Below are 18,686 nucleotides of genomic sequence, written 5' to 3' on the forward strand. Positions count from 1 at the left end.
AATCTTCACCCCTTTTTTATTGGACTTCCTTTACCGTTAGAGCACCAACTGGACAGGAGGTAACGCAGACCGGAAAGACGGAAACATCTTTGCATAAATCGCATTTTATACAGCGGTCAATCACCCTGATAGCATGAAACGGGCAGGCTTTTTCACAAAGCCCACAGCCGGTGCATTTTTCTTCCGAACAAACAACTCTCCCTTCTTCATCATAAAAAAGCGCTCCTTGAGGACATGCTTCAATGCATTTGGCTCTTTTGCAATGCTTGCATTGTTCTATGGTAATTCCTTCGGTTTTGTCGCCGGTGGTATAAACAATTTGTAGTCTTGGTCTAATACCCTCTAATATTGCGGAAATTAGTGATTTTTCCGAAGAATGGATGATTGAACAGCTAACTTCACAGCTATGACAGGCTACACAAAGGTTTTTATTAAAAATTACTTTGTTCATTTTCCCTTCCTCCCTGAGTGGGCTCACCGGCCTCTGTAATTCGATTAAATTGACAATATTGCGGGATAAATTTAACTTTTCTGAATAATTCGCGAATGCCAATATTCCCACGCCACACTCATAATACCTACCCCTTATCCTTCCGATTTTGATTACTTTTAGTATACTTGAGAAAAATTCTTAATTCCGTAAAGTACTTTACATTTTTTATTTAATTTACACTGGTCCTTAAACTATTGCGGTTTTCGAAACCGTTTTTTTTTGTAAAAAAGCATGTTAAGTTTTTAGTTCTTTGGTTAATTTAGAAAATTTTAAGAAATGATTAAGACGTAATTTAGAAAAAGAAGTTAGAATAAAACTAAAATATTTGAAATGGAGGGTGAATTATGAAAAAGGGTGTAAAGATTGCGTTAGTGCTGGTGGTTTTAGCGGTAGTTGTGGTGGGGTTTTTTTCCTATCGGGCAGTGACGGATAGAAAAAACCTTCAGCTTGATGTTAAAACCGCTAAAGCTACCGTAGGGGATGTGAAAGCTTATCTTTCGGTTTCTGCGACAATTGAGTCCCAAAAGAAAAAAGATTACTATGCTCCTCAAGCTAAGGTAAAAAGGGTTTATGTTAAAGTTGGAGATAGGGTTAAAAAAGGTGATGTTTTAGTTACCTTTGAAACCCAGGATTTAAGCTTGCAAATCGAACAGGCCCAAATTCAGTATGAAAATGCAGTGCTACAGCGGGATGAGCTTTATGCTCAGAAAAAGGATATTGAAGATAAAATAAAAGAACTTGATGCTCAGATAAGTAGCTTAGAAAAAAGCAATAATCAAGATGCGGCAAAACTTGAAAGCTTAAAACAACAGCGGGATAATATCCAGCCGGTATCCGAAGCAAAAATTAAGCAAGCGGAAAACTCGGTAAAGCTTGCAAAACTTGCCTTAGATAATGCCAAAAAAGCAGCAGCTCAGGCCCAGGACAAGATAACCGCCGACTTCTCCGGGGTGGTTACCGCGGTGAACGTGGTGGAAGGAGCTATGGCTAACTCAATGCAGCCGGCGGTGACCGTTATGGATCTTTCTAATTTAAAGGCGGTAGCAAAGCTTGGCCGGTTTGATGCAGCTAAAGTTTCTTTAGGCCAAAAAGTAATTTTACGTAATGGCAAAAAGAGTTACAATGGCGAGGTTAGCTTTATTGAGCCGGTAGCCAGCACCACAATGACTGCCTCGGGGCAGGAAAGCACTGTTGGGGTAGAAATTAAAATTTTAGATAAAAACCCTGATTTAAAGGTTGGTTTTGATGTGGATGCTGATATCTTAATAGGAAGCAAAACCGGGGTGGTAAAGGTGCCGGTGGAAGCAATACGCCAGGAAAAAGATAAAACATCGGTATTTGTAGTCGAACAGGGGAAAGCAAAGCAAAAGGAAGTACAAACGGGTCTTTGGTCGGATGATGAAGTTGAAATTACTTCCGGGTTAACAGCGGGGGAAACGGTGATTTTAAACCCGGGATTAAAAGTTACTGATGGTGCTCCGGTCAGGCTTCCTTTTGCCGGCGGACTGGGGAGGCGGATGCAGTGATTGAATTAGTAGATGTGGTTAAAGAGTACGAGGTAGGGAAAGAGCGCTTTCGGGCTTTAAAAAATATTAGTTTAAAGATAAAAGCCGGAGAGTTTACTTCGATTATGGGCCCATCGGGGTCCGGTAAATCAACATTGATGAATATTTTAGGGCTTCTTGATAGGGCGACTTCTGGTAGCTACTATTTAGACGGTCGTGATGTGTCTAAGCTTTCCGATAAAGAGCGGGCTTTTATCAGAAACCGGGAGATTGGCTTTGTTTTTCAGGCGTTTAATTTAATTCCCCGCATGACGGTTTTAGACAATGTTATGCTGCCGATGGTTTATGCCCGCATCCCTGGTAAAGTGCGGCGGGAAAAAGCCCTGGAGGCTTTAGCCAAAGTAGGTCTTCTACATCGTATTAAACACTATCCCAATGAAATTTCCGGTGGGGAAAAGCAGCGGGTTGCCATTGCCCGGGCTATAGTTAATACCCCTAAAGTAATTTTAGCGGACGAGCCGACCGGGAACTTAGACTCCAAGTCTTCAGAGGAAATTATGAAAATTTTTCAGAAGCTAAATGATGAGGGGGTAACGATAGTGGTAGTTACCCACGAGCCGGATATCGCCCAGCATACCAAGAGGATAATACGTTTTCGTGATGGCCAAATAATATCCGACGAACCGGTGGTAAACCGGATTGTATTATAGGGGGGCTACTATGATTTATGAAAGCCTGAAAATGGCGTTGGAAAGTATTTTAGCCAATAAACTTCGCACTTTTCTTACTATGCTTGGGATTATTATTGGTATAAGCTCGGTTATTGCTATTGTTTCCCTGGGGCAGGGCGGGCAAAATGCTATTACCGGAGAGTTCGAAAAAATCGGGGTAGCAAGTGTTAACATTAAAGTTGATAGTTCTAAAGCCAGTGCCGGTGACTATTTTACTTTGGATGACGTGGAAAAAATCAAAGAAAAAGTAGAAACGGTTAAATATGCGGCTATTGAGGTTCAGAAACAAGGGGTGGCAATAACTGACCAGAAAAACAAGCGGGCTGTAATTTTTGGAGGAACGCTGGATTCGTTTTATACTGATAACGTGGAAATCCTTTACGGAAGGTTTTTTAACGAACGGGAATTTAACGAAGGAATGGCAGTAGCAATAATTGACAGTAATGCCGCCAAGGCTCTTTTTGGCTATGAAGATGCGGTAGGCAACACTTTAAAAATTGGTCCCGCTACTAACCCTAAAAAGGTCACAATTATAGGAGTTTCCAAGGGTTTTACCGGACCTTTTGGCGGCGGCGATAACATGCCGGTTTTTGTAACGGTGCCGGTAACCTTTTTTCAGGGACTATTTTCCGGCGAGGTTGTCTTTGATACTTTAACCATTATGGCTACTTCAAAGGATGCGGTCGAGGATGCCGGAAATGCGGCCATTCGCCTTTTAGAGGCCCGGCATAACAATGCGGGTAACGAAATTTATACGGCGCAAAATGTGATGCAGCAGCTCGAACAGATAAACAATGTTTTAGGCATCTTTACGGCTTTTATCGGAGCGGTAGCGGCTATTTCCCTATTAGTTGGCGGTATCGGGGTTATGAATATCATGCTGGTGTCGGTTACCGAAAGGACTCGAGAAATAGGGATCAGAAAAGCCATAGGTGCGACTACCACCGATATTTTAATCCAGTTTTTAATGGAATCGATCATTATTTCTTTGATTGGTGGATTAATTGGCATGTTTGTCGGCATTGTGGGGGCAAATATTGTGGGAAGTATGATAGGGGTAGTACCGGCTTTGTCGCTAACGGCGGTTTTAGGAGCGCTTGTTTTTTCTTCGGCGGTGGGAATTTTCTTTGGGATATATCCGGCAAGAAAAGCAGCTAAGTTAGATCCGATTGAATCACTACGGTATGAATAAAGGAGGTGGGCCGGTGTCTTTAAAGTTTCGGCTTATACTGTCTTACTTGGCAATGTTAGTGATACCTATTTTTTTATCGGCGGTAGCCAGCTTTTTAGTGGGTTTAATTTATATTGGAGACGCCGGCCAGGCTTTTAATCTTCCCCATGGGCCTAAAGCCTTTCGAGAAGTTTTTCGCGAGCGCCAGGAGACAATTAATGAAGTTAAAATAAATATCTTAAAACAGCCGGAAAAGGCTTTAAGTAAAAGTTTCTGGGCCGCTGAGGAGAAAAAACTGGTAAATCACCAAACTTATCTTGTAGTTAAAAAAGGAAAGGATTTAATTTATGCGTCAGATCTTATGCGGGAACAAAAGCTTTTAGAGCAATTACCTGCCTTTGGGAATCCTGAAGAAGAAGGGGCAATAAAGGCGCCGGATGGGAAACGTTATTTATTAAAACAGGTTGATTTTTACTTTAGTGATAAGACTCCGGGAAGTATTTATTTTATTACCGATGTCGAAAATGTCCGTAAAATCTTGACTCGCTTTAGCATTACCATGCTGGTAGTTTTTCTTTTAATTCTGGTAGCGACAAACGGTACTTTAACTTTTCTTGTTTCCCACAGTATTTTAAAACCTCTTTCCCAGCTTAAACAAGCTTCGGAGCAGATAAAAAATGGCAATCTTGATTTTACGGTTAAAAACAGTGCCAAAGATGAGATTGGAGAGCTTTTTGTTGCTTTTGAGGAGATGCGAAAAAGGCTTAAAGAGTCCGAAGAATTAAAAAAACAATACGAAGAAAATCGCAAGGAACTAATAGCCAACATTTCCCACGATTTAAAAACACCGATTACTGCGATAAAAGGTTATGTAGAAGGGATCCGGGATGGGGTGGCGGACAGTCCGGAAAAGTTATCCCGGTATGTTGATACCATTTACCGTAAAATTTTAGAAGTGGATGGACTTATCGATGAGCTGTTTCTTTTTTCCAAGCTGGATTTAAAAAAGCTACCTTTTAATTTTGAAAAAGTTAATTTAAACCGTTACTTAAGCGATGTGGCCGAGGAGTTGGAGTTTGATTTAAGAAAGAAGGGGATTAAGCTTAAACTTCATCTGCCTTGCCAGCAAGTTTTTGTTTGGGCCGACCGCGAAAAACTAAAGCGAGTTATCAACAACATTGTGGATAATTCCGTTAAATTTATGGATAAAGAAAATTCGCAAGTGGTTATTAATGTTAAAGATGAGGAAAATCGGGTTATTATAGAAATTACTGATAATGGCCGGGGAATACCGATTGACGCAATACCGAAAATTTTCGAGCGTTTTTACCGCGTAGATTCAGCCCGTACAGGAACTTCCGGCTCGGGTCTGGGGCTCTCAATTGCTGCTAAGATTATTGAAGAGCACGGTGGGGAAATTTGGGCCAATAGTGTTTTAAATGAGGGAACCACTATCGGTTTTACCTTGAAAAAACTGGGGGAAGGCGCATGAAAAAGGTGCTTATTATCGAAGATGACCGGAGTATTGCGGAACTTGAGCGGGATTATTTGGAAGTGGCGGGGTTTTTGGCGGAGATTGCAGTTAATGGTGATCAGGGCTTAAAAAAAGCTTTAGAAGAAGAGTATGATTTAATCTTATTGGATTTAATGCTTCCGGGAATTGATGGCTTTGAGATACTGCGCAAAGTGCGGGCAGAAAAAGATACACCGGTGCTTTTAGTGTCGGCCCGCCGGGAAGATATCGATAAGATCCGGGGGTTGGGGTTGGGAGCGGATGATTATATCACCAAGCCCTTTAGCCCCAGTGAACTGGTAGCCCGGGTAAAGGCTCATATAGCCCGGTACGAGCGGTTAACCGGCGGATGAAAAAATCAAGATCTTTTGGAATTTCCGGGTTTAGTGATTGATACCGCTGCCCGCCGGGTTTTTGCAGGAGATAAAGAAGTAAATTTAACCGGGAAAGAATTTGATTTACTTTTATTTTTAGCTAAAAACCCCAACAGGGTATTTACCAAAGAAGAACTTTTTGAGCGGATTTGGGGGATGGATTCCCTGGGCGATTTATCTACAGTTACTGTGCATATTCGAAAACTTCGGGAAAAAATCGAAAAGGATCCCTCTAACCCCCAGTATATTGAAACCATCTGGGGTGTAGGCTACCGGTTTTGCGGTCTATGGCCAATTAGAGATTAGAGGTTGGAAAATGGAGGTTCGAGGGAAATTTACATGTTGACTGGTTACTTCGATTGTTGTCTTTTAACCGGCCGGCTTTTTTGGCGGCTTCTCTTAAAAGGCCGCAGCCAATGCAGCGGTTTTTGTTTACGTGGGCTTTTTTGCTTTTTGGATTGCCCGGTTCGGTTTCTATTAGCGATAGAGCGTTAATTTGACATTTTTTAACGCAGTTGCCGCAACCACTGCATTTTTCTGGGAAAATTTTTAAAATAAAGCTGGAAGGTTCAATGGAGGGAACGTTGTGTTCGGTAATTGCCAGTAAGACTAATTATGGGGGTAGAAGATAATGGAGCCTCAATACCTCTTACTTTTAAAGACCGGTGAACTCAGGGATAGAGTTGTAAAGTTAGAGGAGGTATTAAAAAAATGCACCCTTTGTCCTCATAACTGTCAAGTAAATCGAAGCCGTGGGGAAAGGGGATTTTGCGGTGGAGGTTATTTACCGGTAGTGGCAAGCTATGGACCGCATTTTGGAGAGGAAAGGGTTTTAGTGGGGGAACATGGTTCCGGCACAATCTTTTTTAGCCACTGTACTTTAAAATGTGTTTTCTGCCAGAACTGTGAGATAAGTCAGTACGGCGAAGGGGAGGAAGTTACGCCCCAAGCTTTAGCCAAGATAATGCTTATCTTACAAAGGAGAGGATGCCACAATATCAATTTAGTTTCCCCTACCCATTATGTACCGGCAATTGTAAAAGCCGTCCTTATAGCAGCAGAAGAAGGGTTAAAAATTCCTCTTGTTTATAACACCAGTGGTTATGAAAACGTTGAGACTTTACGGTTGTTAGAAGGTATAGTTGATATTTACATGCCGGATATTAAATTTGGGGATGATGAAATCGGGAAAAAATATGCCAAGGCTCCGGGCTATTTTGCAATTACCAAAAAGGCGGTTTTAGAAATGGACCGTCAGGTAGGAGGACTTAAATTGGATGAAAAAGGAGTAGCCTGTAGAGGAGTTTTAATTCGCCATCTAATTTTACCGGAAAATTTAGCTAAAACCGATAAAGTTCTGGAATTTATTTCTAAGGAGTTATCTTCGGACGTGGCGGTAAACCTTATGGACCAGTACTGGCCGGCTCATAAGGCTTACAGTTTTAGTGAACTTTCCCGGAGGATTACAAGGGAAGAATATCACTACTGGCTTTCCTTTGGAAAAAAACTTAAGCTTAATTTAATTAAATAGCCCAAGCATAAAAGATATAAAAGATAAAAAAGCAAAAAGGGCAGTCCGGCAAATGGATTTGCCCTTTTTATAAATTATCCTTCATCAAAAATTTGCTGCTTAAAGGTTTGGGGTCTTTCTTGCTGGTCGTTATCATTGTTCTTTATACGCTTTAACCACAGCGGGTGACGATGCTTGGCATATTCCAAACTTACTTTTCCGGTAAACATGCTGGGTATGAGGTTTCGGTTTTCCCGAAAAAGAATAAAGGCTAACAAATGGGCGAAGATCCCAAGTCCTAATAAAAAGGAGGAGATGTTATGCAAAGTAGTTGCCAGCCAAACGAGTTTTGGGTTAAGGCTTATACCTGGCAGATTTTTGTATACCTTAATCATGCCGGTTAATACTATGATCAAGAAATTAAAGGCCATATATGCATAGGCAAGACGCTGTTCGGCAAGGTATTTATCGCTGGGGGGTTCGGGTTTTTTCGTTATTAAACTTTTGATAATTAAATAAGATTCCCTTATGTCGCCCCGGCGTGGCCAAAGGTCGAAATCCCGGGTAATTATTTTACTGGCCAAATGAAAAAATAAGGCAAAAGTTAAAACCACTGCGGCCAGGTAGTGAAGCTTCAGGGTAAAGCTATAATCGGCTGACCAGCTAAGACCCGGAAGGGTAGAAATAAAATACCTTTTTGCTACCGGCAACTGCACAAAGCCCGTAAAAAATAATGTAAAAGTTGATAAAGCTACCAGCCAATGGGTTATAATTGCCGAGAAATCATGCCTCTTAATCATTTTCATGTTTACTTCCCTCCTTGGTAAAAGTCTTGTAGGCTGTAATACCTGCTGTCAAAAGGCCAGCCAAGGGAGCAAGAGCAAGGCTTTTAACAAGGTGTTCCGGAGCATCGGAAGGATTATCCGTAAATGTAGGCATTGCTGGTTTCCCAGATTTTTTGTCTCCTGCTCCTTGCTTTATTAGGGCTTCATTTATTTCTGAAAACGGAATATGGGAAACGTATAAAACAGAAGTTCCACCGTTTTCTTTTTCGCCGTATATGTAGCCATTTATTTCTTTGGCCCGTTCCCTGGCTAATTTAATTATTTCTTCTTTTTCCCCAAAGGTTATTGCTCCGTGAGGACACGATTCGACACATGCCGGAACCTTGCCTGCTGTAAGGCGGTGATGGCAAAAATCGCATTTGTACATCACGCCACCGCCAAGAAGGCCAGGGGCAATTTTCATGTAAAGACCAACTCCCCCCTGACGCTGGGGTATTCCCCAGGGGCAGACTGCCTGGCATTTGGCGCCGCCCAAGCAACTGCTGTCATCTATAACCACTGCGCCTTCCGGAGTTTGGGTATTTGCTCCAAAAGGACAAAGGTTGGCGCAGGGAGGATTATCACAGTGCATGCAGTGCCGGGGGATATTTATTTTTTCAATCTGACCATTCCTTAAAATCTCAACTGTTTGAACTATTGTCCAATTATAGGGCGTTAATCGGTCGCGAACCTCTCGCTTATCAGACCAGTCATCGTACTTTCCGGTAGGCCAGTTTACCGGTATTGGGTGGACCGGTTCGGGAAATTTATGACGGTTTTCTTCACGGCAGGCTAAAACGCAACTTTCACAACCGGTACATTTGGTCAGGTCAATCATCATGGCATACTTTTTTTGGGTATTGGGAGAAGCGTAGCTAGGTTTTGCATGAAGGGCAACTACCCCGGCTGCTCCGGCGATTAAGCTTTTTCGCAGAAACTCCCGACGAGACATTTTCTTTTGCTGCATTTTCCTTACCTCCTTTACCTGATAAGATTTTGCAATTTACGATTATATTTATAAAAAATTTCGCTGTCAATAAATACAGCCAAAAACAGTATTTTAAAAATTTTTAAAATAATTATTTTGTAATTTGTATATTTGTATAAACGAAGCTAATGTAATATAATTACTGGTAGTTTTCTTGAGGGGAGAGGGGATTTTGCAGGTAGCGACATCTTTAAAAAAAAGCTTTAAAGTTTATAGCGGCCTTCCCAAGAGCATATATGTTTTGTTTGTTGCAAATATTGTTAATAATATGGGTAATTTTGTCTGGCCTTTTTTAACGATCCTTTTTACCAGGAAACTCGGGCTGGGAGCGGAAAAGGCAGGATTAATTGTAACCATAGCAATTTTATTCCAGCTCCCCGGGGCTTTTGTTGCCGGAAAGATTGCCGATAAGGTGGGGCGCAAAAAAGTCCTGGTATTTTATCAAAGCGCTGCGGGTTTTTTATTTATTCCGGCGGCTTTTATGCTCGATCCCTACGCGATAGCTACAATTGTTGTTATTTCTGGGTTTTTCTGGGGTGGGGTGCAGCCGGTAAGTAGAGCTTTAATTACCGACCTTACCCAGGGAGAACAGAGGATTCGGGCTTTCTCATTGACATACCTTGGAGTTAACATTGGTTTTGCCTTGGGCCCCCTTTTGGCGGGGTTTCTTTATGCCTACGGGATCAAGGTTATTTTTCTGGGGAATGCCTTCTCTTGCCTTGCTTCTTCGATGTTATCGGCATTTTTTGTGAAGGAACCGACCACTCCTTCTGAGGCTAAAAATAGTTTAGAAGCGCCAGTAAAGGGTGGACTAATCGATGTTTTAAAGCTTAGACCTTCTCTGTTTTTCTTTTCACTAATCTGGTTTATATATTCTTTTGTTTATGTCCAGTCGACTTTCGGGATGTCTTTAACGGTGACGGATTTATTTGGGGAGTTAACCGGGGCTAAGGTGTTAGGAAGTTTAATGACGGTAAATGGGCTGGGAGTAGTGCTTTTAACCGGGCCTCTAACGAAAATCTTTGAACACCGGGAGCCTTTAACGGCAATTTATATTTCCGGAATTCTTTATGCTGTTGGGTTTGGCATGCTTGCCTTTGTCAAAAGCTATCTTTTCCTATTAATTTCGGCTTTTATCTGGACGGCCGGGGAAGTGGCGGGAGCGGTCACGGTAAATGTTTATATTTCCGACCGTACTCCGGTTACCCATCGGGGAAGGGTAAATGCTTTTTTACATATCATGTCCCGGGCGGGTTTTTCAGCGGGGCCTGTAGTAATGGGAGCGGTAGCTTCGTTATATGGTTTAAAACTTTTATGGCTTCTTTCCGGAGTACTGGCTTTAGCAGGGGCGATAGCGGTCTTATACTTACGGCAACTGGAGGGGGCTTTGTGAAACTAAGCTTAATTGCTACTGCAGCTTTTGGTTTGGAGTCGGTGGTAGCGTTAGAATTAAAAAATCTTGGGATTAACGATGTCATGGTGGAAAATGGGAAGGTGCAGTTTTTCGGGGATTATTCTACTATTGCCCGGACCAATCTCTGGCTTAGAACTGCTGACAGGGTTTTAATAAAAGTAGGGGAGTTTTATGCTGAAAGCTTTGAGGAGCTTTTTGAAAAAACCAAAGCATTACCCTGGGAGGAGTTTTTACCGAAAAACGCTAATTTTCCGGTAACCGGTAAAGCTGTCAGGTCTAAGCTTATGAGCGTTTCCGACTGTCAGGCAATTGTAAAAAAAGCCATTGTGGAGAGATTAAAGGGTAAGTACCGTCTTAACTGGTTTCCGGAGGATGGGCCGGAGTTTAAGATCGAAGTTTCGCTTTTAAAAGACCTGGCTACCCTGACCATTGACACCAGCGGTGCTGGTTTACATAAACGGGGTTACCGAAAATTAACCGGCCGGGCACCTTTGCGGGAAACTCTGGCGGCAGCTCTGGTAATTCTTTCCCGCTGGCGGGAAGACAGAGCTTTTTCTGACCCTTTTTGCGGCTCCGGCACCATACCGGTGGAAGCGGCTTTAATTGGGCTAAATATTGCACCGGGAATAAACCGGGAGTTTGCTTTTATGAAATGGCCCTGGTTTCCTAAAAAAGAATTAGAGCTTGCCCGGGAGGAGGCAAGGAGCAAACGGCGTAATCTAAAGCTTTTAATTTACGGCAGCGACATATCCGAAGATGAATTAAGTTATGCCCGCTATCACGCTAAAGCGGCAGGGGTAGAAAAAAGTATCCGGTTTTTTAAAAAAGATTTCCGGGAAGTTAAATTCACTGAAGAGTACGGCTGGTTAATTTCTAATTTACCCTACGGGGAGAGAATTGGGGATGTGCGGGAAGTGGAGAAACTGTACCGGGAATTAAAAATCTTAAGGGAGAAACTTCCCACATGGTCTTTTTATTTTTTAACCAGTCATCCGGCTTTTGAAAAACTTTATGGCAGAAAAGCGGATAAACGGCGTAAGCTTTATAACGGGAAGATTGAAACCCAGTTTTATCAGTTCTTTGGGCCCAAACCACCAAAAATTATACTTTAAATTATAATAATTTAGGGTATAATTATTATGAGGTGGTTTTATGAAATTTGTTAACCGGGACGAAGAGCTTTCCTTTTTAGAAAAAGAATATTACCGTCAGGGTTCTTCCCTGGTGGTGATTTACGGGCGCCGCAGAGTGGGGAAGACAACTCTTATAAAAGAATTTATAAAAAATAAACCTGCTCTTTATTTTTTAGCAACCGAGGAATCGGAAGGTGAAAACAGGAAAGCTTTAATTAAATTACTTGGTCAATTTTTAAATAATGAGCTTATTTTAAAAAGTGATTTGAGCTGGGAAGAGATATTTAAATTTTTTGTAAAAGATGATGAAAAAAGAGTTTTGGTCATTGATGAGTTTCAATATTTAGGCGTGGCCAATAGGGCTTTTCCATCGATTTTGCAAAAGATCTGGGATAGTTTTTTAAAAGAAAAAAATATTATGCTTATTTTATGTGGTTCTTTAATTAGTTTAATGGAATCCCAAACCCTTTCTTATAGTAGTCCTCTTTATGGTAGAAGAACGGGACAAATTAAATTACAATCAATTGACTTTTTACACATGTCCGAATTTTTTCCCGGGAAAAACTGGGAAGAAGTTTTAGAAATATATGCAGTTACCGGCGGCACTCCTAAATATATTGAAGTTTTTCAGGAAGAAAAAGATATTTATCAGGCTATTGCTAAAAATATTTTAAGTAAAAATAGTTTTTTATATGAAGAACCAGTATTCTTACTGGAAAAGGAATTAAGAGATATTGGTAGCTACTTTTCTATAGCAAAAAGCATTGCTGCCGGAAATCACAAGTTAGGGGCGTTAGCTACTGCGTTAGGAATTTCGCAGACCGGTCTTACGAAATACTTAAAAACTTTAATTGAATTAGATATTTTAGAAAGAATTACTCCTATTACCGAAGATAATCCCGAAAAGAGTAAAAAAGGGTTATATTTTTTAAAAGATAATTTTTTGGACTTTTGGTTTAAATTTGTTTATCCTTATAAAAGTTTTCTTGAAATTAACGAAAAAGAATTTGTTTTAAGGAAAATCCGGGAAAGTTTTATTGAAAATCATCTAAGCTTTGTATTTGAAAAAGTTTGCCAGGAACTCCTCAGGTATTTAGTGAAAAGGGGAGACTTAAACACAGAATATACAAAAATAGGGAAATGGTGGGATAGACAAACCGAAATTGATGTAGTTGGGCTTAATAAGGATTCGGGAGAAATTATCTTTGGTGAATGCAAATACCAGAACCGTAAAGTTGGTTATGAAGTTTATAGCAATTTAATTGCAAAAGCGCAAAAAGTACAGTGGAATAAAGGAAAGCGAAACGAGAGTTTTATAATTTTCAGTAAAGAAGGGTTTTCTTCTGAACTTATTGAAGCGGCTAAAAAAAATAAGAATTTATATTTATTTGATTTTAAAAATTTTTCGTTAGTTTAAAAAGGGCTACCGAAAAAAGTAGCCTTTTTTCTAAAGAGGTTCGCTGTTTTCAATATCCTTCATATATGTTATTATTGATAAAAAATTTTGGGGGAGCGGGGAATGAGTCAGTACTACCGGGGGGTTTTACTTACTTTTTTATCGGCGGCGGGTTTTGGTTTACTTCCGATTTTTGCGGTGTTTGCGTATAAGGAGGGAGCTTCGCCCTATACGCTGCTTTTTTGGCGGTTTTTCTTGGCGGGGCTTATTTTTCAGGTTTATAACTATTATGTTCATAAGGGTTTTGGCATTACCAAAAAAGAGATTTTATATGTTTTGGCGATGGGGATTTTATATACAATACAGTCTTCCTGCTTTTTTCTTTCGGTTAAATACATTTCAGCATCGCTGACATCGTTAATCTTTTATACTTACCCGGCGCTGGTGGCGATTTTATCAAGCATAGTCTATAAAGACCGGCTGGGGTTTAAAGGATTTGTTGCGGTAGCCTTAGCCTTTGCCGGTCTAATTTTGGTTTTGGGGAATATAAGCGGCAAATTAAATCCAACTGGGGTACTTTTTGCTCTGGCTACGGCGTTAGTTTATTCGGTTTATATAACGCTGGGGAAAAAGGTTTTAACACAAATTCCCTCTCTAACCGCCAGCAGTTTTATTGCAGTTTTTGCGGCGATTTGTTTTCTGGTGGTCGGTTTATTAAGCGGCACTCTTGATCTTCTGCCCCCGGAAAAAGTGTGGTTTTCAATTTCCGGTATTGTGGTATTTTCTACCCTTCTTGCAATGTTTACCTTTTTTCGGGGAATTGAGCTTTTGGGACCGGCCCGTGCTTCGATTATTAGCATGTTTGAACCGGTGATAACGGTTATTTTTGCGGCCCTGTTATTTGCGGAAAAATTAACTCCCGGGCAAATTGCCGGAGGCGTGCTGGTGCTTTTCGGAGCATACTTGGTAGCCAAAGTAGAAAATTAGGGACAGTCCCCTTTTTTATACTTAAAGTATAGTTTTAGGGACTGTCCCTAAAATTATTACTTCCCGGAGGGGGGAGGGGTAAAGACCCGTTGAGCCAGTTCGGCATCTAAAGTGTAAATGGCATGCTGGTCATTTTGGATCCGGGAGAGTTTCTTTACGAGATTACCAAATGTTTCTTCTTCCTCCATCTGCTCATCGATAAACCATTTTAAAAAGCTTATCGTGGCGTGCTCTTTTTCTTCCAGGGCGATATCGCTTAAAGCGTAAATACGTTTGGTGACAATTTGCTCGTGTTCATAAGCTTTGGTGAACACGTCCAAGATAGAAGCGTACTCGTTTTGGGGTTGATCGATACCGGAAATAAATATCCTTCCTCCCCGTTGATTTATGTAGTCAAAAAATTTCATGGCGTGGAAGGTTTCTTCCTGGACCTGGACCCGAAAGAAATTGGCAAAGCCGTCTAACCCCTGGTCGTGGCAGTAAGCGGCCATGGCAAGATAAAGATGAGCCGAATAAAACTCCCATTTAAGCTGTTCGTTTAAAGCGGCTAAAAGCTTTTGGCTAAGCATAGACATACCTCCCTGGTGGAAATTACTTAATTAAGTATAACATTAATTAAGGGTAGATATGAAGCCGTTTATTAAGGGCTAAGAGTAAATTTCTTTTTCCTAAAAAGGTATAAACAGGCGGCTACTATTTCCTGATCATATAATTTGCCGGCACCGGCTTCAATTTCTTTTAGCGCGGCTTTAATGCCTAAAGATGGGCGGTAGGGACGATGAGCGCTCATAGCTTCGACAACATCGGCAACAGCTATAATTTTGGCCTCAAGGTAAATTTCATCCCCTTTAAGGCCGTTGGGATAACCGCTACCATCAATACGTTCGTGATGTTGTAGTACAAATTCGCTAATGGGGTAGTCGAAATCAACATCATTTAATAGGTTGTAACCGGTAAGGGGATGAGTTTTAATTAGTTCAAATTCGGGTTTTAAAAGTTTACCCGGTTTATTTAAAATTTCAATTGGTATTCCAATTTTTCCGACATCATGGAGAAGGCTTGCTATGTAGATACTTTTTAATACCGGTGGAGGGCATCCAAGCTCCTGGGCAATGGCTACCGCAATTCGTGCTACGTTTTCCTGATGGCCGGAAGTATAAGGATCTCGTATCTCGAGAATTTTTGAAACAAGTTTTACACTTTGAAGATTTTTAGCTTCATTGATTAAATTAGTAAGCTTAAATGTTTTGACTTCTGACTGCAGGAGTTTAAAATAAAAAAGGCGGAAATCAAAACTTTGATTGCAATCAATATCTACTTTGACAATTAAGTTTTTCGAAGTCTGTAAAATTACTCCTTTTTTTGGAGTTAGAGAATGCTTGGTGGCTTTAAGTGTTGGAAACATGCGAAAAATATTAAAATTTGCAAAATCTATTTTTTCTTGTTGAAACAATTGGTAAAACTGCTGGTTTGCTGCAATTAAATTTCCTTCCCAGTCGGTTAATAATAAGGCGCGACTTGATGCATGAAAACTTTTTTCAAAGATATTGGCTTTTCGGGCCAAGCAATTCTCCCTCCTCAAAAACAAAAAACCTCCTGCCCAAGGAGGTTTTTAGTTCATCCTTCGGCAGCTGGCTGGCATGGCGAAAATTCGCTTTAGCCCCTGTAGCTTTGCGTCACCGGCTTTCGCCGGTTTTGCCTTTATCGACAAAAATATTTAATTTTCAACAAAAATATTACAAAAAAATGACAATTTTGTAAAGATAGAAGTTGAAAAAATGTTAAATATTTGTCTACTCAAATTAAAAAGAAATATGGTATTTTTTAAACCAGTAATTTAGTTGAATTAAATACGCCATAATCTGGGTATCGCCCATTAACTGGCCAAACCAGGGGCGGGCGTTTGGGGGAGAGGGATTGGTGATTAGTTTTCGGACCTCGTTTTCATCTATCAGGAAGTTAATCGGGGAAGAGTTTTCGGCCAAGATTTGCGTTAGTGCTTCTCTTACCAGTTTGGTATAAAGCGGATGATGAGTTTTGGGATAAGGAGATTTTTTACGCTTGAGGATGTAGTCCGGAATAAGATCCGCTACTGCCTGCCGTAGTAAACCTTTTTCCTGGCCTCCAGCGGTTTTAAAGTGCCAGGGAACATTCCACAAATATTCCACCAGCCGGTGGTCGCAATACGGTACTCGCACTTCCAGACCCCAGGCCATGGTCATCCGGTCTTTACGGTCCAGTAATATAGGCATCCAGCGGGTGAGGGTAAGGTAAGTTATTTCCCGAAGCCTTTTTTCTTCCGGGGATAATCCGGAAATTTCAGGAATTTCTTCTAAAGCTTCGTGATAGCGTTTCTGGACATATTCATCGGGCTTTAATTCGGCAATTAAATCTTGTCTAAAAAGGGTTTTTCGGCGGTCTAAGCTTAGAGCCCAGGGGAAGGTCTTGGCTTCAAGGGCTTCTTTTCTAAAAAACCAGGGATAGCCGCCGAAAATTTCGTCGGCACATTCTCCCGATAAGCCCACGGTGGCTTCTTTTTTTATTTCCCGGCTAAAAAGCCACAGGGATGAATCAATATCGACCATACCGGGAAGGTCGCGGGCGGTTAAAGCCGGAAATAGTGCGTCAAAAAGTTCTTCTTGAGTTAACACGATATTACGATGAAGGGTGTTAAACTCTTTGGCAACCAAAGGGATAAACATAGCATCGCAATTGGGCTGAAAAGCACTTTCGGTAAAATACAGCTCGTTTTCCGCATAATCCACCGAAAAGGTGTTTAGAGTTTCGCCACGGCTATGAAGGTGGCGGGCGGCAAAAGCAGTAATTACCGTTGAGTCAAGACCCCCGGATAAAAGGGTGCAAATGGGTACATCGGAAACCAACTGGCGAATAACCGCGTCTTCTAAAAGTTCCCGGGTTTTTTTCACCGTAGTGGGGAAATCATCGGGATGGGGATTAGAAGTAAGACGCCAGTAGGGTTTTATAAATAAACCTTCCGGGTTAAATACGGCATAATCGCCGGGAAGTAGTTCGGAAATATGTGCAAAAACTCCCATTCCCGGGGTGCGGGCGGGACCCAAAAACAATACTTCTTTTAAGCCATCGGTGGAAAGCCTGGAAGGGATGTCGGGGTGAAGAAGAAGGGCTTTAATTTCAGAAGCAAAAATCAAGGTATCATTTACCAGAGCATAAAAAAGGGGCTTTACTCCGAGCCGGTCCCGGGCTAAAAAAAGCTGGTTTTCTTTTTCATCGAAAATGGCAAAGGCAAAGATACCGTTTAATTTAGAAAGACATTCTTTGCCCCATTCAATGTAGGAAACCAGTAAAACTTCGGTATCACAGGTGGTGTAAAAATGGTGTCCCCGAGTTTCTAACTCATCCCGAAGCTCTTTGGTATTATAGAGCTCACCGTTGTAAACGATAACGTACTGCAAATCCCCGTAGGTGCGAATCATCGGTTGCCGCCCCCGCTCCGGATCGATGACCGTCAGTCGCCGGTGTCCAAGAATGATATTTTCCGAATGCCAAATACCTAAAGCGTCTGGACCGCGGTGGGTAAGGGATTGGGTCATTTTTTCTAATAGAGGAACAAAAGGTGATAAATCCTTAGAAAAACTTATCATACCTGCAATTCCGCACATGTTAATCCTCTCCTATGGCCCTACTTTTTAGCAGTCTCTTTTATGATATGCCGCAGAAGAGGAAAGGGTTCGCTGGAAATTTAACTTAAACAAATTTGTAACATTTTCTCCGAGATTTTGCAAACATTTTGGGTTAAACTAAAATCGAAAACAAAAAAAGGGGTGATTTTAATGAAGAGAAAACTGATAATTGGGCTTGTAGCACTGCTGTTGGTAGCTTTTACAGTACCGGCCATGGCCGCCTTAACCGTTGACCAGAAAAATGAGCTGATCGACCTCTACAAACAACAGGCGGAAATTATGAAGAAAATAATTGACGTACGGGTAAAAGCCGGGCTTATTACCAAAGAACAGGGAGATTTTATGAAGCAACGAATTGATGCAATGCTCCAGTACAGAATACAAAATCCTGATGCTTTTGGTCCCGGTTGCGGCGGTTTTGGCAGAGGAGGTTTTTGGGGCAGATGGAATCAGCAAGTACCGAACAGTAACAATGCTGTACCCCAGGGTTTTTATGGACCCCGGGGTGGGATGATGGGCGGATATTCTAACTTATAAGTACCTTCTTCAATGCACCTTCCTCCTTTTATATAGATTTTAGCCGGCGTTTTGCCGGCTATTACTCTTTTTTGGGGAAAATGTTTTAGGTGATTTATTTTTGACCTTTTTTGATGTATAATTAATACTGGTGGTGTCGATGTTAAAGGCCCTGCGCTTTTTACTGATATTTTTGGCAATAATATTAGCAGCTTTTGTCGGGAGCGGCGATGTAGAAGAGCTTATTTTAAGAGATGTGTCGTTGTTTTTGGGGAGAAAGATAATAATTAAAATTAACCATAAGTCAAAAAGGATAGAGAACAAAAAAGAAGAGAATAAAACAAAACTTATTATTGATAACCTGCAGGATTTTTTAAATATAAATAAACTCCAGCATTTTACTACTTCCCGTTGGTATCAAACGTCTTATTTTGATGGATTTGGCGTAGCTTAAAAGGATTAACAAATT

The 18,686-nt window shown here is 41.0% G+C and carries 20 protein-coding genes and 1 riboswitch; of the genes, 13 read left to right on the forward strand and 7 right to left on the reverse strand.

From position 1 onward, the window contains the following. Positions 1-16: 16 nt before the first annotated feature. Positions 17-451 (reverse strand): 4Fe-4S dicluster domain-containing protein, encoded by a 435-nt coding sequence (locus CARFE_RS0103725; protein WP_028051788.1) that lies wholly within the window; start codon positions 449-451, stop codon positions 17-19. 386 nt (positions 452-837) lie between these two features. On the opposite strand from CARFE_RS0103725, the gene CARFE_RS0103730 reads away from it, so the two are divergent. The 6 genes from CARFE_RS0103730 to CARFE_RS16915 are packed head-to-tail and all read left to right on the forward strand — an operon-like array spanning position 838 to position 6,093. Beyond that, positions 838-2,019: an efflux RND transporter periplasmic adaptor subunit gene (locus CARFE_RS0103730; RefSeq protein ID WP_028051789.1), complete on the forward strand. Its 1,182-nt coding sequence runs from the start codon at positions 838-840 to the stop codon at positions 2,017-2,019. Beyond that, entirely contained in the window at positions 2,016-2,708 is a 693-nt protein-coding gene (locus tag CARFE_RS0103735) for an ABC transporter ATP-binding protein (protein ID WP_028051790.1), read from the forward strand. The genes CARFE_RS0103730 and CARFE_RS0103735 overlap by 4 nt, the downstream gene beginning before the upstream one ends. Before the next feature lie 10 nt (positions 2,709-2,718). Continuing rightward, positions 2,719-3,921 (forward strand): ABC transporter permease, encoded by a 1,203-nt coding sequence (locus CARFE_RS0103740; protein ID WP_028051791.1) that lies wholly within the window; start codon positions 2,719-2,721, stop codon positions 3,919-3,921. A 13-nt stretch (positions 3,922-3,934) separates the two neighbouring features. Continuing rightward, the gene (locus tag CARFE_RS0103745; protein WP_028051792.1) at positions 3,935-5,392 is read left to right on the forward strand and encodes a sensor histidine kinase; all 1,458 of its coding nucleotides are present in this window, start codon (positions 3,935-3,937) and stop codon (positions 5,390-5,392) included. Then, on the forward strand, positions 5,389-5,766 hold the full coding sequence (locus CARFE_RS16910; RefSeq protein WP_456064298.1) for a response regulator transcription factor: 378 nt from the start codon (positions 5,389-5,391) through the stop codon (positions 5,764-5,766). Before CARFE_RS0103745 ends, CARFE_RS16910 begins: the two co-directional genes overlap by 4 nt. Positions 5,767-5,781: 15 nt before the next feature. Next, a complete protein-coding gene (locus CARFE_RS16915) occupies positions 5,782-6,093 on the forward strand; it encodes a winged helix-turn-helix domain-containing protein (protein ID WP_456064299.1) in 312 nt (103 codons plus the stop codon). Here CARFE_RS16915 and CARFE_RS16535 read toward each other — a convergent pair. Further along, on the reverse strand, positions 6,083-6,391 hold the full coding sequence (locus CARFE_RS16535) for a 4Fe-4S binding protein (RefSeq protein ID WP_257020511.1): 309 nt from the start codon (positions 6,389-6,391) through the stop codon (positions 6,083-6,085). The two genes, CARFE_RS16915 and CARFE_RS16535, sit on opposite strands and share 11 nt — an antisense overlap. Positions 6,392-6,418: 27 nt before the next feature. Here CARFE_RS16535 and CARFE_RS0103760 point away from each other — a divergent pair, with 27 nt between their 5' ends. Further along, a complete protein-coding gene (locus tag CARFE_RS0103760; RefSeq protein WP_028051793.1) occupies positions 6,419-7,318 on the forward strand; it encodes a radical SAM protein in 900 nt (299 codons plus the stop codon). 74 nt (positions 7,319-7,392) lie between these two features. Here CARFE_RS0103760 and CARFE_RS0103765 read toward each other — a convergent pair whose 3' ends face one another. Next, the gene (locus CARFE_RS0103765) at positions 7,393-8,103 is read right to left on the reverse strand and encodes a formate dehydrogenase subunit gamma (RefSeq protein ID WP_084138749.1); all 711 of its coding nucleotides are present in this window, start codon (positions 8,101-8,103) and stop codon (positions 7,393-7,395) included. After that, a complete protein-coding gene (locus CARFE_RS0103770) occupies positions 8,090-9,088 on the reverse strand; it encodes a 4Fe-4S dicluster domain-containing protein (RefSeq protein WP_028051795.1) in 999 nt (332 codons plus the stop codon). Before CARFE_RS0103770 ends, CARFE_RS0103765 begins: the two co-directional genes overlap by 14 nt. A gap of 193 nt (positions 9,089-9,281) precedes the next feature. Here CARFE_RS0103770 and CARFE_RS0103775 point away from each other — a divergent pair, with 193 nt between their 5' ends. The 4 genes from CARFE_RS0103775 (at position 9,282) to CARFE_RS14180 (ending at position 14,039) form a co-directional block, all read left to right on the forward strand. Beyond that, on the forward strand, positions 9,282-10,502 hold the full coding sequence (locus CARFE_RS0103775) for an MFS transporter (protein WP_028051796.1): 1,221 nt from the start codon (positions 9,282-9,284) through the stop codon (positions 10,500-10,502). Next, entirely contained in the window at positions 10,424-11,635 is a 1,212-nt protein-coding gene (locus tag CARFE_RS0103780; RefSeq protein ID WP_245570750.1) for a THUMP domain-containing class I SAM-dependent RNA methyltransferase, read from the forward strand. The genes CARFE_RS0103775 and CARFE_RS0103780 overlap by 79 nt, the downstream gene beginning before the upstream one ends. A gap of 40 nt (positions 11,636-11,675) precedes the next feature. Continuing rightward, positions 11,676-13,073, forward strand: a complete 1,398-nt coding sequence (locus tag CARFE_RS0103785; RefSeq protein WP_028051798.1) for an ATP-binding protein — start codon at positions 11,676-11,678, stop codon at positions 13,071-13,073. A gap of 102 nt (positions 13,074-13,175) precedes the next feature. After that, positions 13,176-14,039 carry a DMT family transporter gene (locus tag CARFE_RS14180; RefSeq protein WP_051250139.1) on the forward strand — a complete coding sequence of 288 codons (864 nt, stop codon included), beginning with the start codon at positions 13,176-13,178 and terminating at the stop codon, positions 14,037-14,039. Positions 14,040-14,095: 56 nt separating this feature from the next. Here CARFE_RS14180 and CARFE_RS0103795 read toward each other — a convergent pair whose 3' ends face one another. The 3 genes from CARFE_RS0103795 to asnB form a co-directional block, all read right to left on the reverse strand. After that, entirely contained in the window at positions 14,096-14,608 is a 513-nt protein-coding gene (locus CARFE_RS0103795; protein ID WP_028051799.1) for a ferritin, read from the reverse strand. Between the two features lie 71 nt (positions 14,609-14,679). Next, a complete protein-coding gene (locus tag CARFE_RS14185) occupies positions 14,680-15,603 on the reverse strand; it encodes an HD-GYP domain-containing protein (RefSeq protein ID WP_051250140.1) in 924 nt (307 codons plus the stop codon). A 59-nt stretch (positions 15,604-15,662) separates the two neighbouring features. Beyond that, a riboswitch (cyclic di-GMP riboswitch) is annotated at positions 15,663-15,749 on the reverse strand. 92 nt (positions 15,750-15,841) lie between these two features. Continuing rightward, a complete protein-coding gene (asnB, locus tag CARFE_RS0103805; RefSeq protein ID WP_028051800.1) occupies positions 15,842-17,680 on the reverse strand; it encodes an asparagine synthase (glutamine-hydrolyzing) in 1,839 nt (612 codons plus the stop codon). A 171-nt stretch (positions 17,681-17,851) separates the two neighbouring features. Between asnB and CARFE_RS14190 the strand changes: the two genes are divergently transcribed. Further along, the gene (locus CARFE_RS14190; protein WP_034541567.1) at positions 17,852-18,238 is read left to right on the forward strand and encodes a YckD family protein; all 387 of its coding nucleotides are present in this window, start codon (positions 17,852-17,854) and stop codon (positions 18,236-18,238) included. Positions 18,239-18,377: 139 nt separating this feature from the next. Further along, positions 18,378-18,671 (forward strand): hypothetical protein, encoded by a 294-nt coding sequence (locus CARFE_RS0103815; protein ID WP_028051801.1) that lies wholly within the window; start codon positions 18,378-18,380, stop codon positions 18,669-18,671. Positions 18,672-18,686 lie beyond the last annotated feature (15 nt).

This window comes from Carboxydothermus ferrireducens DSM 11255, assembly GCF_000427565.1.
Taxonomy (GTDB): Bacteria; Bacillota; Z-2901; order Carboxydothermales; family Carboxydothermaceae; genus Carboxydothermus; species Carboxydothermus hydrogenoformans.

Bases quoted from the DNA above. Each gene is read 5' to 3' on its own strand.
- asnB (WP_028051800.1), bottom strand. From the start codon at position 17,680: ATGTGCGGAATTGCAGGTATGATAAGTTTTTCTAAGGATTTATCACCT.
- CARFE_RS0103725 (WP_028051788.1), bottom strand. From the start codon at position 451: ATGAACAAAGTAATTTTTAATAAAAACCTTTGTGTAGCCTGTCATAGC.
- CARFE_RS0103740 (WP_028051791.1), top strand. From the start codon at position 2,719: ATGATTTATGAAAGCCTGAAAATGGCGTTGGAAAGTATTTTAGCCAAT.
- CARFE_RS16910 (WP_456064298.1), top strand. From the start codon at position 5,389: ATGAAAAAGGTGCTTATTATCGAAGATGACCGGAGTATTGCGGAACTT.
- CARFE_RS14180 (WP_051250139.1), top strand. From the start codon at position 13,176: ATGAGTCAGTACTACCGGGGGGTTTTACTTACTTTTTTATCGGCGGCG.
- CARFE_RS0103785 (WP_028051798.1), top strand. From the start codon at position 11,676: ATGAAATTTGTTAACCGGGACGAAGAGCTTTCCTTTTTAGAAAAAGAA.
- CARFE_RS0103730 (WP_028051789.1), top strand. From the start codon at position 838: ATGAAAAAGGGTGTAAAGATTGCGTTAGTGCTGGTGGTTTTAGCGGTA.
- CARFE_RS0103765 (WP_084138749.1), bottom strand. From the start codon at position 8,103: ATGAAAATGATTAAGAGGCATGATTTCTCGGCAATTATAACCCATTGG.
- CARFE_RS0103770 (WP_028051795.1), bottom strand. From the start codon at position 9,088: ATGCAGCAAAAGAAAATGTCTCGTCGGGAGTTTCTGCGAAAAAGCTTA.
- CARFE_RS14190 (WP_034541567.1), top strand. From the start codon at position 17,852: ATGAAGAGAAAACTGATAATTGGGCTTGTAGCACTGCTGTTGGTAGCT.
- CARFE_RS0103815 (WP_028051801.1), top strand. From the start codon at position 18,378: ATGTTAAAGGCCCTGCGCTTTTTACTGATATTTTTGGCAATAATATTA.
- CARFE_RS0103760 (WP_028051793.1), top strand. From the start codon at position 6,419: ATGGAGCCTCAATACCTCTTACTTTTAAAGACCGGTGAACTCAGGGAT.
- CARFE_RS0103780 (WP_245570750.1), top strand. From the start codon at position 10,424: ATGGCTTCTTTCCGGAGTACTGGCTTTAGCAGGGGCGATAGCGGTCTT.
- CARFE_RS0103795 (WP_028051799.1), bottom strand. From the start codon at position 14,608: ATGCTTAGCCAAAAGCTTTTAGCCGCTTTAAACGAACAGCTTAAATGG.